At 61.2% G+C, this 14,957-nt stretch carries 13 protein-coding genes; 3 read left to right on the forward strand and 10 right to left on the reverse strand.

All coding sequences use genetic code 11. From position 1 onward, the window contains the following. Window positions 1-49: 49 nt before the first annotated feature. The gene (locus ACQ4WZ_RS25250; RefSeq protein ID WP_133988664.1) at window positions 50-790 is read right to left on the reverse strand and encodes a Crp/Fnr family transcriptional regulator; all 741 of its coding nucleotides are present in this window, start codon (window positions 788-790) and stop codon (window positions 50-52) included. Between the two features lie 237 nt (window positions 791-1,027). Between ACQ4WZ_RS25250 and ACQ4WZ_RS25255 the strand changes: the two genes are divergently transcribed. Beyond that, window positions 1,028-3,112, forward strand: coding sequence for a putative bifunctional diguanylate cyclase/phosphodiesterase (locus ACQ4WZ_RS25255; RefSeq protein ID WP_436574768.1), 2,085 nt, complete (start codon window positions 1,028-1,030; stop codon window positions 3,110-3,112). Here the strand turns inward: ACQ4WZ_RS25255 and ACQ4WZ_RS25260 are convergent. Beyond that, the gene (locus ACQ4WZ_RS25260) at window positions 3,109-4,158 is read right to left on the reverse strand and encodes a porin (protein WP_101483830.1); all 1,050 of its coding nucleotides are present in this window, start codon (window positions 4,156-4,158) and stop codon (window positions 3,109-3,111) included. The two genes, ACQ4WZ_RS25255 and ACQ4WZ_RS25260, sit on opposite strands and share 4 nt — an antisense overlap. 493 nt (window positions 4,159-4,651) lie before the next feature. Between ACQ4WZ_RS25260 and ACQ4WZ_RS25265 the strand changes: the two genes are divergently transcribed. Both ACQ4WZ_RS25265 and ACQ4WZ_RS25270 read left to right on the forward strand, forming a co-directional pair. Beyond that, entirely contained in the window at window positions 4,652-7,459 is a 2,808-nt protein-coding gene (locus tag ACQ4WZ_RS25265) for a valine--tRNA ligase (protein WP_436574769.1), read from the forward strand. Window positions 7,460-7,573: 114 nt separating this feature from the next. After that, entirely contained in the window at window positions 7,574-8,041 is a 468-nt protein-coding gene (locus tag ACQ4WZ_RS25270) for a DUF2147 domain-containing protein (protein ID WP_101483828.1), read from the forward strand. Window positions 8,042-8,087: 46 nt separating this feature from the next. On the opposite strand, the gene ACQ4WZ_RS25275 is transcribed toward ACQ4WZ_RS25270, so the two are convergent. From ACQ4WZ_RS25275 to ACQ4WZ_RS25310, 8 genes are all read right to left on the reverse strand, one after another. Further along, window positions 8,088-8,564, reverse strand: coding sequence for a YaiI/YqxD family protein (locus tag ACQ4WZ_RS25275; RefSeq protein WP_133993064.1), 477 nt, complete (start codon window positions 8,562-8,564; stop codon window positions 8,088-8,090). A 32-nt stretch (window positions 8,565-8,596) separates the two neighbouring features. Further along, window positions 8,597-9,652, reverse strand: a complete 1,056-nt coding sequence (gene ruvB, locus ACQ4WZ_RS25280) for a Holliday junction branch migration DNA helicase RuvB (protein ID WP_101483827.1) — start codon at window positions 9,650-9,652, stop codon at window positions 8,597-8,599. Window positions 9,653-9,658: 6 nt separating this feature from the next. Next, window positions 9,659-10,237: a Holliday junction branch migration protein RuvA gene (gene ruvA, locus ACQ4WZ_RS25285; RefSeq protein ID WP_070222695.1), complete on the reverse strand. Its 579-nt coding sequence runs from the start codon at window positions 10,235-10,237 to the stop codon at window positions 9,659-9,661. 42 nt (window positions 10,238-10,279) lie between these two features. After that, window positions 10,280-10,819, reverse strand: coding sequence for a crossover junction endodeoxyribonuclease RuvC (ruvC, locus tag ACQ4WZ_RS25290; protein WP_101483826.1), 540 nt, complete (start codon window positions 10,817-10,819; stop codon window positions 10,280-10,282). Window positions 10,820-11,001: 182 nt separating this feature from the next. Further along, window positions 11,002-12,588, reverse strand: a complete 1,587-nt coding sequence (gene purH, locus ACQ4WZ_RS25295; RefSeq protein WP_133988668.1) for a bifunctional phosphoribosylaminoimidazolecarboxamide formyltransferase/IMP cyclohydrolase — start codon at window positions 12,586-12,588, stop codon at window positions 11,002-11,004. Window positions 12,589-12,694: 106 nt separating this feature from the next. After that, window positions 12,695-12,928 carry a helix-turn-helix domain-containing protein gene (locus tag ACQ4WZ_RS25300; RefSeq protein WP_008445162.1) on the reverse strand — a complete coding sequence of 78 codons (234 nt, stop codon included), beginning with the start codon at window positions 12,926-12,928 and terminating at the stop codon, window positions 12,695-12,697. Window positions 12,929-13,106: 178 nt separating this feature from the next. Then, on the reverse strand, window positions 13,107-14,147 hold the full coding sequence (gene dusB, locus ACQ4WZ_RS25305) for a tRNA dihydrouridine synthase DusB (protein ID WP_101483824.1): 1,041 nt from the start codon (window positions 14,145-14,147) through the stop codon (window positions 13,107-13,109). 162 nt (window positions 14,148-14,309) lie between these two features. Next, complete coding sequence (locus ACQ4WZ_RS25310; RefSeq protein WP_436574770.1) at window positions 14,310-14,954, reverse strand: histidine phosphatase family protein; 645 nt, start codon at window positions 14,952-14,954, stop codon at window positions 14,310-14,312. Between the last annotated feature and the right edge of the window lie 3 nt (window positions 14,955-14,957).

Genomic DNA, 14,957 nt, shown 5'->3' on the forward strand with positions numbered 1-14,957 from the left:
CTGGGCAATGACAACGATAAGAAGGGAAATGCGGTATCAGGTGCGGTGTTCACTGCGCCTGGCGCTGGCGCACGTCCGACAGCAGGCGCGTGAATTCCTTCTTGACCACGCCATAGCATTCGCACACATGGCCTTCGAGGCCGGCGCGGTCCAGCACGGAAATATGGCCGCGCCGGTAACTGATGAAACCGCGCGCCTGCAAGCGCCCCGCCGCTTCCGTCACGCCTTCGCGGCGCACGCCCAGCATGTTGGCGATGAGTTCCTGCGTCATGGTCAGCTCGCGGTTCGGCAGCCGGTCCATGGTCAGCAGCAGCCAGCGGCACAGCTGCTGCTCTACCGTATGGTGGCGGTTGCACACGGCCGTCTGCGACATTTGCGTGATCAAGGCTTGCGTATAGCGCAGCAGCAAACGCATGACGGGACCGGCGCGGTCGAATTCTTCCATCAGCAAATGCGCCTTCAGGCGATAGCCGACGCCCCCCGTCTGCACCACGGCGCGGCTCGGTGTCGAGTTGCCGCCCATGAACAGAGACACGCCCACCACGCCTTCATTGCCCACGCCGGCGATTTCCGACGAGCCGCCGTTTTCCAGCAGATAGTGCAGTGAAACGATGGCCGTGGTGGGAAAGTACACATGCTGCAGCTTGTCGCCCGAATCGTAGATCACGTCACCGAGCAACATGGAGACTTGCTCCAGGTGGGGGGCCAGGCGCGCGAAATCGGCGTCTAGCATGGCGGCGAGCAAATGGTTTTGATTCGGGTTGTGCAGCTGGGCATGCGGACTCGACATGGGCAGTTTTCCTGGTTTCCAGTCGTCAGCTAGGGGATAGAGGTAAGACGTCCGAACGAGGGGCGCCATATGCAGCAGCGTAACACAGCGCTTGCACAGTGCCCACTATATTTCTTGTAGGCATGCTTGTCCGTTCGCCAGCGAACGGACGTCCATGTGCCGCGCGCCCTACAGTCGGCATCACTGCCAGGGCTGCCGGATCATGGATCGGCACCGGCACTGATACCGGACGCCATCATGCAATCATTCTTCAAACGTATTTCCATTTCCGTTTCCACCTCGGCCCTGATCACCCTGGCGGTCGGGCTGTGCCTGACGGCCCTGTGCTATGTCTCGGCGCGCCAGATCGAGTCGGAAAGCACCCGGCTGCTGCTGGAATACCACGCCAGCGGGCACACGCTGGGCGCCGCCCTGCTGCCAGCCAGCGGCATGAGCTTCAATGCGAACCATCGCGGCTCCCTGTATGTACTGCTGGGCGGATTACTGTCGAGCCTGCTGGCAACCGCCTATGTCTTTCAGCTTGTGACGCGCAATTCCGTGATTGCCCGCATCACGGGCGAACGCACGGTGGCGCTGCAGTTTGCCAATTTGCGCCTGTCCGAAGACATTGCCACGCGCATGCACAATGAGAAGTCGTTGCGTTTGCGCGAACGCATCATCGAAGTGTCGGCCAATGCCATCATTCTGTGCAGCGCCGACGCACCCGGCTACCTGATCGAATACGTCAATCCCGCCTTCGAACGCATCACCGGCTATGTGGCCGCGGAAGTCATCGGCCAGCGCCTGGAAGACTTGCAGGGTCCCGCGCAAGGGCGGCAAGACATGCACCCAATTACGGCGGCCCTGCGCGAACAGCGCGAAGGCAAGGCCATCGTGCGCAATTTCCGCAAGGATGGCAGTTGCTACTGGAGCGAGCTGTTCATCGCTCCCGTGCACGACGATGGCGATGGCACCGTCAGCCACTTTGTCGTGGAGCAATACGACATCAGCACCGTCATGCGCTTCGAACAGGAGCTGGAATTCCAGGCCCGGCACGATATCCTCACGGGCCTGGCCAACCGGGCCCTGCTGCGAGAACGGCTGGAACTGGCGATGGCCGTGACGCGGCGCAGCGGCATGCCCCTGTGGGTGGTGTTCATCGACCTCGACCGCTTTAAATTCGTCAACGATACCCTGGGCCACGATGCGGGCGACAGCGTGCTGAAAAACGTGGCCGAGCGCCTGCGCGGCGCCACGCGCGAAGTCGACACGGTGGCGCGCCTGGGCGGCGACGAATTCGTGCTGCTGCTGCCCCAGCATGGCAATGGAGAACCGGGCGCGGCTATCCTGCAGCGCATCCAGGACGCCGTGGCGCAGCCGCTGCAACTGGGCGAATATGAATTTTTTCTCAGCTGTTGCATGGGAGTGGCCGTGTATCCCGACGATGGCCAGAATGCCGACACCCTGATCAAGCATGCCGACATCGCCATGTACCGCGCCAAGGAACAGGGACGGGGCCACTGGCAATTCTATGCATCGAGCATGAACGCGGGCACTCTGGAGCGGCTGGGACTGGAAAGCGAGTTGCGCCACGCCCTGGAACGGGGACAGTTTCACCTCGAATATCAGCCCCAGCTGGACTTGGCCAGCGGCAAGGTGGTGGGCATGGAAGCGCTGCTGCGCTGGCACCATCCGCAACTGGGGCGTATTCCACCTGCCAGCTTCATCAGCCTGGCCGAGGAAATGGGCTTGATCACCCCCATCGGCGACTGGGTGCTGCACACGGCGTGCGCCCAAACCCGCGCCTGGCAACTGGCCGGCCATGGCCGGCTGCGCCTAGCCGTCAACTTGTCGGCGCGGCAATTCAAACAAAGGAATCTGCTGCACGCGGTGGCGCAGGCATTGGCCGAGACAGGCCTCGATGCCGCCCATCTGGAACTGGAATTGACGGAAAGCATGGTCATGCATGACGTGGAGCAAGCCACGGCCATCATGAGCAACCTCAAGGCGCTGGGCGTGCAACTGTCCATCGACGACTTCGGCACCGGCTATTCCAGCCTGGCCTACCTGCGCCACTTCCCCATCGACGTGCTGAAAATCGACAAGACCTTCGTCAGCGACATCACAAACAGCGACGATGACGTGGCCATCGTGCGCGCCATCATTTCGCTGGCGCACAGCCTGCGCCTGAAAGTGATCGCCGAAGGCGTGGAAACGCCGCAGCAGCTAGCCTTCCTGCGCCAGCACGGCTGCGACCAGATGCAGGGCTATCTGTTCAGCCGCCCGCTGACCGCAGACGCCTTCGAGGAACTGTTGCTGCGGAGAAAAATGCTGGCCGCTTAGAACGCGTGACGCAAGCCGATATTCAGCGCGCGGTTGCCCGTGCCCACTTCCGTGGCATTGCCTACCATGTAGGCAGCGTCGTTGCGGTTGCGGATATGCGCGTAAGCAAGATACACCTTGCTGCGCTTGGACAAGGCATACGTGGCGCCGATGGCCAGCTGCTGCGCATCGCGGTTGGCCGCGTCGCGGTCATCCTTGCGCACGTACGAGGCCAGCAAGGTGGTCGCGCCCAGCGGCACGGACACGCCGACGATGGCGTCGCGGCTGTCGCTTGAGCGGGTTGGCGCCTGCGCCGCGCCATACGGGTTTTCCGCAAAGAACATGGTGCTGCCATCGCCCGTGTTGCGGCCATAGCCGGCAAACGCGGTGGCCACGCCGAAGTTGTAGTTGCCGGCCAAAATGGTGTTGTTCACATCGGCCTTGCCCGGCTCGCCGGCACGGCTCTGGCGCGCCAGGCGCAGGGTCAGGGGGCCGTTGACATAACCGAGGGCCAGACCCAGCGAACGTTGATCGGCCACAACACCCGTATGTTCGCCAAAGCCAAACATGACGGTGGCCGTGACGCCGCGCAGCTCGGGCGAGGTGTAGCGCACGGTGTTGTCGATGCGCGTGGCCGAATAGCCGGCCAGGTTGGTCGCCGCCCCGGCCAGGCCGCCCTCGAACGGATCGGCTACGTCGGTCAGCGCCTGGCTTTGCAGGTTGTACTGGCGCCCCACGGTCAGCATGCCCAGCGGGCTGTCGAGGCCGACAAAAGCCTGGCGGCCGAACAATTGCCCCGCCTGGTCCGAGCGGCCCGTATCGCCCTGCACACCCGCTTCCAGGGTGAACACGGCTTGCCAGCCGTCGCCCAGCGATTCCGTGCCGCGCAGGCCCAGGCGCGAGCCGGCCGACACACCACTGGTGAGCTTGCTAATGCCGCCTTCCTGCACCAGGCCCGCATCCATCAGGCCGTACACGTCGACGGACGACTGAGCATAGGCAAGGGGAATGGCGCCCAGGCTGGCGATGGTCGAAACAAGGCGGATGGTGAACGAGATTTTCTTCATGGTGGTTTCCTTGTAAAAGCAAAACCGGGAAAGCGCGCGGCCATGGCATGGCCACAGGCGTCAAGGCGCGCTGTAGTGACATGCCGTATCGAAAGACGACGGGCCAGATAACAACATTCCTGGCTAAGCTGTGGCGGCAGCGGCGCGCAATAACGAGCCGCTTTGATTCCGCCGTGAATGGTGCACCGCTGAGGGTGCGCGTGGCTCAGGCGCCCGGCCCGAAGGGGACGCTCTGAAATGGCTGGCATCGCTGATGCGCTGGCCTTGTGACGCGGACGGGAGTTGGATAAAACTGCGTCTGCAGGCGCCGTCCGCAAAGATGGGGCAGGAGGCGCCGAGGCAGGCATTATAACATCGGCAGCGCGTTTATCCCCGTTCTGTTGCGGGAAAACGGCCCGCAAAGCCGCCAAAACACTGAAAAAGGCCAGTTGCCACGCTGCGGGCGATGCCGCGTCATCTATAATGGTTCCTTTTGCCAATCACACGCCAAATCATGGAATTAGCCAAGTCTTTCGAGCCCGCCGACATTGAACAATTCTGGCGCACCGAGTGGGAACAGCGCGGTTACTTTACCGCCACCCTCGATGCCGGAAAACCTTCCTTCAGCATCCAGTTGCCGCCGCCGAACGTCACCGGCACCCTGCACATGGGCCATGCGTTCAACCAGACCATCATGGATGGCCTGACCCGCTATCACCGCATGCTGGGCCACAACACGGCCTGGATTCCCGGCACCGACCACGCCGGCATCGCCACGCAAATCGTCGTGCAACGCCAGCTGGACGCGCAAAAGATTTCACGCCATGACCTGGGCCGCGAGAAATTCGTGGAAAAAGTGTGGGAATGGAAAGAAAAATCCGGTTCCATCATCACCGGCCAAATGCGCCGCCTGGGCGCCTCGGCCGACTGGCAGCGCGAATACTTCACGATGGATGAACCGCGCTCGAAAGTCGTCACCGACGTCTTCGTGCGCCTGTTCGAGCAAGGCCTGATCTACCGCGGCAAGCGCCTCGTCAACTGGGACCCCGTGCTGGGTACGGCTGTGTCCGACCTGGAAGTGGTGTCCGAGGAAGAAGACGGCTCCATGTGGTACATCAAGTACCCGCTGGCCGATGGCAGCGGTTTCCTGACGGTGGCCACCACCCGTCCTGAAACCATGCTGGGCGATGTGGCCGTCGCCGTCGACCCGACGGACGAGCGCTACGCAGCGCTGGTGGGCAAGATGCTGAAACTGCCGCTGACGGACCGTGAAATTCCCATCATCGCCGACGAATACGTCGACAAGGAATTCGGCACGGGCTGCGTGAAGATTACCCCCGCGCACGACATGAACGATTACGCCGTCGGCCAGCGCCACAAACTGGCGCAGATCGTCATTCTGACCCTGGACGCGAAGATCACCGACGACGCACCTGAAGCCTACCGCGGCATGGACCGCTTCGCCGCACGCAAGCAAATCGTCGCCGACCTCGATGCGCAAGGCTTGCTCGAGCAAGTCAAGCCGCACAAGCTGATGGTGCCGCGCGGCGACCGCACTGGCGTCGTCATCGAGCCGATGCTGACGGACCAGTGGTTCGTCGCCATGAGCAAGCCGGCCCCGGAAGGCACTTTCTTCCCAGGCAAGTCGATCGCCGAAACGGCACTGGACAAGGTCGCCAATGGCGAAATCAAGTTCGTGCCGGAAAACTGGAGCACCACCTACAATCAGTGGCTCAACAACATCCAGGACTGGTGCATCTCGCGCCAGCTGTGGTGGGGCCATCAAATCCCGGCCTGGTACGACGACAAGGGCAATATCTTCGTTGCCAAGACGGAAGCTGAGGCGCAAGCCAAGGCCGTGGCCGCCGGCAGCACGGGGCCCTTGAAGCGCGATGACGACGTGCTCGACACCTGGTTCTCGTCGGCCCTGGTGCCATTCTCGACCATGGGTTGGCCTGAAGAAACGCCGGACATGAAGGCGTTCCTGCCGTCGTCCGTACTGGTGACGGGTTTCGATATCATCTTCTTCTGGGTCGCGCGCATGGTCATGATGACGGCGCACTTCACGGGCAAGGTACCGTTTGAAACTGTCTACGTGCACGGCCTGGTGCGCGATTCGACGGGACAGAAGATGTCCAAGTCGAAGGGCAATACGCTGGACCCGATCGACTTGATCGACGGCATCGACCTGGAAGGCTTGATCGTCAAGCGCACCACGGGCCTGATGAACCCGCGCGACGCGGAAAAAATCACCAAGGCGACGCGCAAGGAATTCCCGGAAGGCATTTCGGCCTACGGCACGGACGCCGTGCGCTTCACCATGGCCAGCTATGCCTCCCTGGGCCGCAACATCAACTTCGACCTGGGCCGCTGCGAAGGCTACCGCAACTTCTGCAACAAGATGTGGAACGCTACCCGTTTCGTCATGATGAATACGGAAGGCAAGGATTGCACGCCGAATGACGCCGACCTGTCGCAAGCGGACAAGTGGATTATTTCCCTGCTGCAAAAGGCGGAACTGGACGTGGCCAAGGGCTTTGAAGACTTCCGTTTCGACAACATCGCCGCCACCATCTACAAATTCGTCTGGGACGAGTATTGCGACTGGTACCTGGAAGTGGCGAAAGTCCAAGTGCAACAGGGCACGGAAGGCCAGCAACGCGCCACCCGCCACACCCTGCTGCGCGTGCTGGAAGTGGTATTGCGCCTGGCCCATCCGATCATCCCGTTTGTCACGGAAGCGCTGTGGCAAACGGTGGCGCCTTTGGCCGGCAAGACGCTCAAGGCGGAAGGTGATTCCATCATGATGCAGCCGTATCCGATCGCCAATACCGACAAGATCGACGAGTCGGCCGAAGCATGGATGCAGCAACTGAAAGCCTTGACGGATGCGACGCGCAACCTGCGCGGGGAAATGCAAATTTCTCCTTCCGTGCGCGTGCCGCTGATCGTCGAAGCGGGCAATGCCACGGAAAAGGCCGCGCTGGCGTCGTATGCGCCCTACATCCAGTCGCTGGGCAAGCTGGCCGAAGTGCAGATCGTCGATGCGCTGCCGGACTCGCCTGCGGCCGTCGCCATCGTCGGCACCACCAAGCTGATGCTGAAAGTGGAAATCGACGTGGCCGCCGAACGCGAACGCCTGGGCAAGGAAATCGCCCGCATCGAAGCGGAAATTGCCAAAGTAAATAGCAAATTAGGCAATGAAAGCTTTGTCGCGCGCGCCCCGGCCGCCATCGTTGCGCAAGAAAACGAGCGTTTGCTCAGTTTTTCGGCCACAATTGAAAAATTGCGCGAACAGTTTGCTAAACTAGCCAGCGCATAAGGCAAGTTTGGAAGGATTGCGCGGCGTCATCCGTGACGCCGCGCAGTACCGCTGGTCTTGCCTTGGTATATAAACTGTTCGTGACCCGATCAAAAAAACCATTGGAGACTAGCAATGCATAAAATATTCAAAGCAAGCGTCACAGCAAGCATCATGATGGCCGCCCTGGCCATCGCCGGCAGCGCCACAGCGCGCGACGATAACCACACGCCCGTAGGCACGTGGAAAACCATCGACGACGCCACCGGCAAGCCGAAATCGCTTGTCGTCATCACGGAAAACAACGGTGTCTTGCAAGGCAAGATCGACAAGCTGTTCCGCGCCCCGAATGAAGATCAAAACCCGAAGTGCGACAAGTGCACGGGCGCCAACAAGGACCAGCCCATCATCGGCCTGGTAATCCTGTCCGGCCTGAAGTATGACGGCAAGGAATGGACGGGCGGCGAAATCACGGACCCGGCCAATGGCAAGACTTACAAGAGCAAGGCCGAACTGATGGAAGGCGGCACCAAGTTGCAAGTGCGCGGCTACATCGGTGTACCAATGTTTGGCCGCTCGCAGACGTGGGTGCGCGAAGAGTAAGCAGCGCACGCCCTGCCCTGATGAAGCCGGCCCTGCGCCGGCTTTTTTACGTCTGACGCACGGCTGGCGCCGGCTTGCGGTGATGCTTGCTCAGATGCCGGTCCAGGCTGTTGGCGAACTGCTGCCGGTCGGACTGGCTGAAGGCGGCCGGGCCGCCCGTGTCCACGCCACCGCTGCGCAATTCTTCCATGAAGGCGCGCATCGTCAGTTGCTGGGCGATATTATCTTTCGTATAAAACTCGCCACGGGGATTCAGCGCAAAACCGCCCTTGGTCAGCACGTCGGCAGCCAGCGGGATGTCACCCGTGATGACGAGGTCGCCGGGATTGAGCAGCCGCACGATTTCCTGGTCGGCAACATCGGCGCCGGACGGCACTTGCACGGTGCGGATGAAGCGCGACGGCGGCACGCGCAAGCCCTGGTTGGCCACCAGGATGAGCGGCAACTCCAGGCGATCGGCCACGCGGTACAGGATTTCCTTGATGACCACGGGGCAGGCATCGGCGTCGATCCAGATTTGCATGCCCGGCATGGCTTGCTGACTACCGTCCGCCATCACAGTTCCCACGCTTCGCCGCCCGGGCCCATGCGCGGTGCGCTGACGCCGAAGTGCAAATAGGCGGCCGGCGTGGCAACGCGGCCACGCGGCGTGCGCTGCAAGAAGCCTTGCTGGATCAGATACGGTTCCAGCACGTCTTCGATGGTATCGGCCGCTTCACCGATAGCGGCCGCCAGGTTGCCGATGCCGACGGGACCGCCGCCAAACTTGAACAGCACGGCTTCGAGCAGCTTGCGGTCCATCACGTCGAAGCCCACAGAATCGACGTCCAGCATGGCCAAGGCGCGGTCGGCCACCACCTTGGTGATCTCGCCATTGCTTTTGACTTCCGCAAAATCGCGCACGCGGCGCAGCAAGCGGTTGGCGATACGCGGCGTGCCACGGGCGCGCTGGGCGATCTCGTGCGCGCCTTCCGGGTCGATGGGCGCTTTCAGCAAGGCGGCGCTGCGCGTGACGATCTTCGTCAGTTCGCCCGTGTTGTAAAACTCCAGGCGCGCCACGATGCCGAAGCGGTCGCGCAGCGGGTTGGTCAACATGCCGGCCCGCGTGGTGGCGCCGACCAGGGTAAACGGCTGCAGATCGAGTTTCACGGAACGGGCAGCCGGGCCTTCGCCGATCATAATATCGATTTGATAATCCTCAAGCGCCGGATACAAAATCTCTTCCACGACCGGCGACAGCCGGTGGATTTCATCGATGAACAGGACGTCGTTCGCTTCCAGGTTCGTCAAAATCGCCGCCAGGTCGCCCGGGCGCTCCAGCACGGGGCCGGACGTCTGGCGCAGGTTGACGCCCATTTCGCGCGCGATGATGTGCGCCAGGGTCGTCTTGCCCAGGCCCGGCGGCCCGAACAGCAAGGTATGGTCGAGCGCTTCCTTGCGCTGGCGCGCCGCCGTGATGAAGATTTCCAGCTGGTCGCGGATCTTTTCCTGCCCCACATACTCGTCTAGCTGCTTGGGGCGCAAAGCCCGTTCGATGGCTTCTTCGTTGTGCGAGATAGGCGCCGCGTCGATGATGCGCTGTTCCGTGAAGCTGTCGGTCTGGATGCTCATGCCTTATCAGCCTTTCGACAGCGCTTTCAGCGCCAGTTTGATGCCGTCCGAGACGCCGCTGCCAGCCGGCACGTTTTTCACGGCGGCCAGCGCTTCCTTGTCCGAATAACCGAGCGCCACCAGCGCGTTCAAAATATCCGATTGCGCGTCCGGCGCCGCGTGTGCGCCACCGGCGCCGATATCGGCACCCAACTTGCCCTTCAATTCCAGCAGCAGACGCTCGGCCGTCTTCTTGCCGATGCCAGGTACTTTGACCAGGCGGCCCGAATCCTGCAAGGTGATCGCTTGCGCCAGGTCGGCAATCGTCATGCCCGACAGGATGGACAAGGCCATGCGCGCGCCCACGCCCGTGATCTTGATCAACTGGCGGAACACGGCCCGCTCAGCCGCATTGCCGAAGCCAAACAACAGATGCGCATCTTCGCGGATGGCCTGGTGCGTGAACAGCACGACTTTTTCACCCACGTGCGGCAAGTTGTAAAACGTGCTCATCGGCACGTCGACTTCATAGCCGACGCCCTGGCAATCGACCAGCAATTGTGGCGGATTCTTTTCAAGCAAAATACCGGAGAGACGACCTATCATCGCGTGTTCCTAATGTTGTGTATATAGTTATGGGCCATGCGTTTACCCCACTAAACGGCCGCGCTTCATGCGCAAGCCCTGCAGCTGGGGCGCCAGTGCGCCTATCATGGCCAGCGCATCGATGCTGTTGGCGTGGCAAATGGCCACGCCCAGGGCATCGGCCGCATCCGTGCCGGGCAAGCCGGGCAGTGACAACAGCCGCGACACCATTTCCTGCACCTGCTCCTTGGCCGCCTTGCCGTGGCCCGTGACGGCCTGTTTCACTTGCAGCGCCGTATATTCGGCCACCGACAGGTCGGCATGCACGAGCGCGCAGATGGCCGCGCCGCGCGCCTGGCCCAGCAGCAAGGTCGATTGGGGATTGACGTTGACAAACACTTTTTCGATGGCAGCGCAGTCGGGCTGGTAGGTGCCGACAATTTCGCTCACGCCCTGCAGGATGATCTTCAGGCGCGGTGGCAATTGCCCTTCGGAACCCGTCTTGATGGTCCCTGACGCGATATAGCGCAGCTTGTTGCCGTGTTTTTCAATGACCCCAAAGCCGGTCGTGCGCAGGCCAGGATCGATGCCAAGAATAATCATCGCCAGATTCTATAATGAATACGGCAGGCACCGGTGAATAACCGATGCCTGCCGCTGAGTACTTTTTAGAGAGGCTGTAGGTCGGATTAGCGGTACGCGTAATCCGACATGCGTTGCCAACTGCGCTTGTCGGATTACGCGCGACCTGCGGCCCCGCTAATCCGACCTACTTTCTCCATCGATCAATGACGGAAGTGACGCGTGCCCGTGTAGAGCATGACCACGCCGCGCTCGTCCGCCGCATCGATCACTTCCTGGTCGCGCATGGAGCCGCCCGGGTGGATGACGCAGGTCGCGCCCGCATCGACGACGACGTCGAGGCCGTCGCGGAACGGGAAGAAGGCGTCCGACGCCACCACGGAACCGGTCAGCGACAGGCCCGCGTTTTGCGCCTTGATGGAAGCGATGCGGGCCGAATCGATACGGCTCATCTGGCCAGCACCCACGCCCAGGGTCATGTTATTGCCGCAGAAGACGATGGCGTTCGACTTGACGAATTTCGCCACTTTCCAGGCGAACATCAGGTCGGACAATTGCTGCGGCGTTGGCTGCAGCTTGCTGACCACGCGCAAGTCGCCGATACCGACGTTTTTCGCGTCCGGCGATTGCACCAGCAGACCGCCACCCACGCGCTTGAAGTCCATGGCGTTGACGCCATTGCCCAGTGGGATTTCCAGCATGCGCACGTTTTGCTTGCTCGACAGAATCTGTTTCGCTTCCTTTGAAAACGATGGGGCGATCAGCACTTCCACGAACAGCTTGGCGATTTCGCCGGCGGTGGCGCCATCGAGTTCCGTGTTGAAGGCGATGATGCCGCCAAACGCGGAGGTCGGGTCCGTCTGCAGGGCACGCGCATACGCTTCGGCCGCATTCTTGCCCAGGGCTACGCCGCATGGGTTCGCGTGCTTGACGATCACGCAGGCGGCGCTTTGCTCGAAGCCGCCCAGGCTCTTCACACATTCCCAGGCTGCATCGGCATCGGCGATGTTGTTATACGACAATTCCTTGCCTTGCAGCTGGCGATAGTTGGCCAGCGCGCCATCGATGGTCACCAGGTCGCGGTAGAAGGCGGCGCTCTGGTGCGGGTTTTCACCGTAGCGCATGTCTTGCACTTTTTCAAAGGCAACGTTCAGGATTTGCGGATAAGCGCCGCGCTCGGCGTGCACTTTCGTCGGGCCCAGGCTGGTCAGGTAGTTGGTGATGGCGCCATCGTATTGCGCCGTGTGCGCAAAGACTTTTTTCGCCAGCATGAATTTGGTGTCGTAGCTGACGTCGCCTGCCTTGCCGTCGGCCGAGCGCATTTCCGCCAGCACGGCGTCGTAGTCGGTCGGGTCGCAGATGACGACCACGTCCTTGTGGTTCTTGGCCGCCGAACGCAGCATGGTCGGGCCGCCGATATCGATGTTTTCAATGGCGTCTTCCAGCGTGCAATCGGCCTTGGCAACCGTGCCCTGGAACGGGTACAGATTGACCACCACCATGTCGATGGTCGGCATGTCGTGCTCGACCAGTTTCGACATGTGCTCAGGGAAATCGCGGCGCGCCAGGATACCGCCATGCACTTTCGGGTGCAGGGTTTTCACACGGCCATCGAGCATCTCCGGGAAACCCGTGTAATCGGCAACTTCCGTGACAGGAACACCGTTGTCTGCCAGCAATTTTGCGGTACCGCCGGTGGACAGGAGGTTGACGCCGAGGGCCGACAGGGCACGGGCGAATTCGAGAACGCCGGTCTTGTCGGAAACGGAGAGGAGAGCTTGTTTGATCATGGCTGTGGCTAGGTGGTTAAGTGTTCTTGGCGAATGGCGCAGCGCTCAGCTTCAGGCTAAGCCCGCTGCGGCGGATTCAAATCTTGGCGTCACTTGCATGCCGGCATTACAGCAAACCGTGCTCCTGCAATTTCTTGCGCAGGGTATTGCGGTTGATGCCCAGCATCTGCGCGGCGTGCGACTGGTTGCCATCGGCGCGTGTCATCACGACTTCCAGGATGGGCTTTTCCACGGTCAGCACGACCATGTCATAGATATTCGATGCTTGCTGTTCGCCCAGGTCATTGAAGTAATCTTCTAGACTTTTCTGTACGACTTCCTGAATGCTTTCTTTGCTCATTTTTATGCTTCAACCGGCTGAACACCTGGCAATGCGGTGCCGCGCCGCTCATGCGGTCCGCGTGCTGCCCTTTTGCCTCGGTGTTGTAATTAATATTGCATGACGCTCTGTATAGGCGCTCGCCCTTGTACTTCTCGCAACTATTGCTTGTAACTTATATCACTGCGTTGCTATCTGCTCATGCTGCCGTGGCCGTTTCCAGCAGGCCACTTTCACTGGATTCGGAGAGGCGGTATTGTAACCGCTCGCCAAATTTCCATTGCGACTCAAAAAATTGATCGACGGCCAGCAATTGCGCGTCCGTCGACTCCAGCAAGTTCATTTGCTGGCGGAACGCTTCGCCGCCTTCCAGGTCTTTCACATACCAGCCGATGTGCTTGCGCGCCGTGCGCACACCGAGAAATTCTCCGTAAAACGCGTAATGGGCGCGCAAATGCTCATCCATCAAGGTACGCACTTCATCCACGTAGGGTGCCGGCAACACGGTGCCGGTGCGCAGGAAATGGTCGATTTCGCGGCAAATCCACGGCCGGCCCTGCGCCGCGCGGCCGATCATGACGGCATCGGCACCCGTTTGATCGAGCACAAAACGGGCCTTCTGCGGACTGGTAATGTCGCCATTGGCCACCACGGGAATGCCCACTGACGCTTTCACGGCGGCAATGGTTTCATATTCGGCATCGCCCTTGTAGCCATCGGCGCGCGTGCGGCCGTGCAAGGTCAGCATCTGGATGCCAGCCTGCTCGGCGATGCGGGCGATTTTCAGGGCATTCTTGTTTTCGCGGTTCCAGCCCGTGCGAAATTTCAGGGTGACGGGGACGTCAACGGCATTGACGACGGCGTGCAGGATCTTTTCGACCAGGCTTTCGTTTTGCAGCAGGGCCGAACCGCACCAGCTGTTGCACACCTTCTTCACGGGGCAACCCATGTTGATGTCGATGATCTGCGCGCCCCGGTCCACGTTGAACTTGGCGCAATCGGCCAGGTCTTGCGGATCGGCACCGGCGATTTGCACGGCTTTCGGCTCCATTTCGCCTTCGTGGTCCGTGCGGCGCGCACTTTTTTCCGTCGCCCACAGGCGTGGATTCGACGCCGCCATTTCCGACACGGCATAGCCGGCACCCAGCTGCTTGCACAACTGGCGGAAAGGCCGATCCGTCACGCCCGCCATGGGAGCGACGAAAACGTTATTGCGCAGAATGTAAGGGCCGATTTGCACTGAAGAACCTGGAATGGACGGAGGAACCTGCTATTTTAACCGATTCCCTGCCTATTTAATAAGCACTATTTTTTTGTTTCAGTGCGCCAGAGTGGGCGCCGCGCTTGTGCAGCACAGCAAAACGGACCGCTGGCGGCCCGGTCCGGCAGCGCGCCCCAACTGTTAGCTCAGCTCGTCCATTGCGGGCACGCTCAGGTGGTCGATGTCTCCCCAGTGCTTTAATTGCAGCTTGCCATCCGCATACAAGAAGCGGTTGACGCTGGCATTTTGAACCTGGAAGTCGCGCGGACTGTCGAGCGCCATGCCGATCGCCTCGCGGTAGGCGCATTCGAGCACGCCGCCGTGTGCCACGATGGCAATCGTCTGGCCGTCATAGCGCTGGGCCCAGCACGCTATGGCGCCATTTGCGCGCGCATAGAACTGGCGGAAGCTCTCCGCTACGCGCTCGCCTGAGGGCATCACGGCATCGATCTGCCGCGATTGCCATTGCGCATACTCATGCGGATAGCGCGCGGCGATATCCGCATACAGCAAGCCTTCGAAGGCGCCATAGCAGCGCTCGCGCAGCAAGGGGTCTGCCTGCACGGGAAGGTCTTTCACATCGGCTACGGCTTGCGCCGTCTGCTGCGCGCGTTGCAAGTCGCTGGCAATGATGGCGGCCAGCGGTTCGTCCGCCAGCGCCTGCCCCAGCGCGGCCGCTTGCGCCAAGCCCGCCTCGTTCAAGGCGATGTCGATATGGCCCTGCAGGCGGCGACCCGCGTTCCAGGCCGTTTCGCCATGGCGTATCAGTAAAATCGTGGTGCTCATGCT

This window comes from Janthinobacterium darwini (assembly GCF_051380905.1).
Classification (GTDB): Bacteria; Pseudomonadota; Gammaproteobacteria; order Burkholderiales; family Burkholderiaceae_D; genus Janthinobacterium.

Bases quoted from the DNA above. Each gene is read 5' to 3' on its own strand.
- ACQ4WZ_RS25250 (WP_133988664.1), bottom strand. From the start codon at position 790: ATGTCGAGTCCGCATGCCCAGCTGCACAACCCGAATCAAAACCATTTG.
- ACQ4WZ_RS25255 (WP_436574768.1), top strand. From the start codon at position 1,028: ATGCAATCATTCTTCAAACGTATTTCCATTTCCGTTTCCACCTCGGCC.
- ACQ4WZ_RS25260 (WP_101483830.1), bottom strand. From the start codon at position 4,158: ATGAAGAAAATCTCGTTCACCATCCGCCTTGTTTCGACCATCGCCAGC.
- ACQ4WZ_RS25265 (WP_436574769.1), top strand. From the start codon at position 4,652: ATGGAATTAGCCAAGTCTTTCGAGCCCGCCGACATTGAACAATTCTGG.
- ACQ4WZ_RS25270 (WP_101483828.1), top strand. From the start codon at position 7,574: ATGCATAAAATATTCAAAGCAAGCGTCACAGCAAGCATCATGATGGCC.
- ACQ4WZ_RS25275 (WP_133993064.1), bottom strand. From the start codon at position 8,564: ATGCAAATCTGGATCGACGCCGATGCCTGCCCCGTGGTCATCAAGGAA.
- ruvB (WP_101483827.1), bottom strand. From the start codon at position 9,652: ATGAGCATCCAGACCGACAGCTTCACGGAACAGCGCATCATCGACGCG.
- ruvA (WP_070222695.1), bottom strand. From the start codon at position 10,237: ATGATAGGTCGTCTCTCCGGTATTTTGCTTGAAAAGAATCCGCCACAA.
- ruvC (WP_101483826.1), bottom strand. From the start codon at position 10,819: ATGATTATTCTTGGCATCGATCCTGGCCTGCGCACGACCGGCTTTGGG.
- purH (WP_133988668.1), bottom strand. From the start codon at position 12,588: ATGATCAAACAAGCTCTCCTCTCCGTTTCCGACAAGACCGGCGTTCTC.
- ACQ4WZ_RS25300 (WP_008445162.1), bottom strand. From the start codon at position 12,928: ATGAGCAAAGAAAGCATTCAGGAAGTCGTACAGAAAAGTCTAGAAGAT.
- ACQ4WZ_RS25310 (WP_436574770.1), bottom strand. From the start codon at position 14,954: ATGAGCACCACGATTTTACTGATACGCCATGGCGAAACGGCCTGGAAC.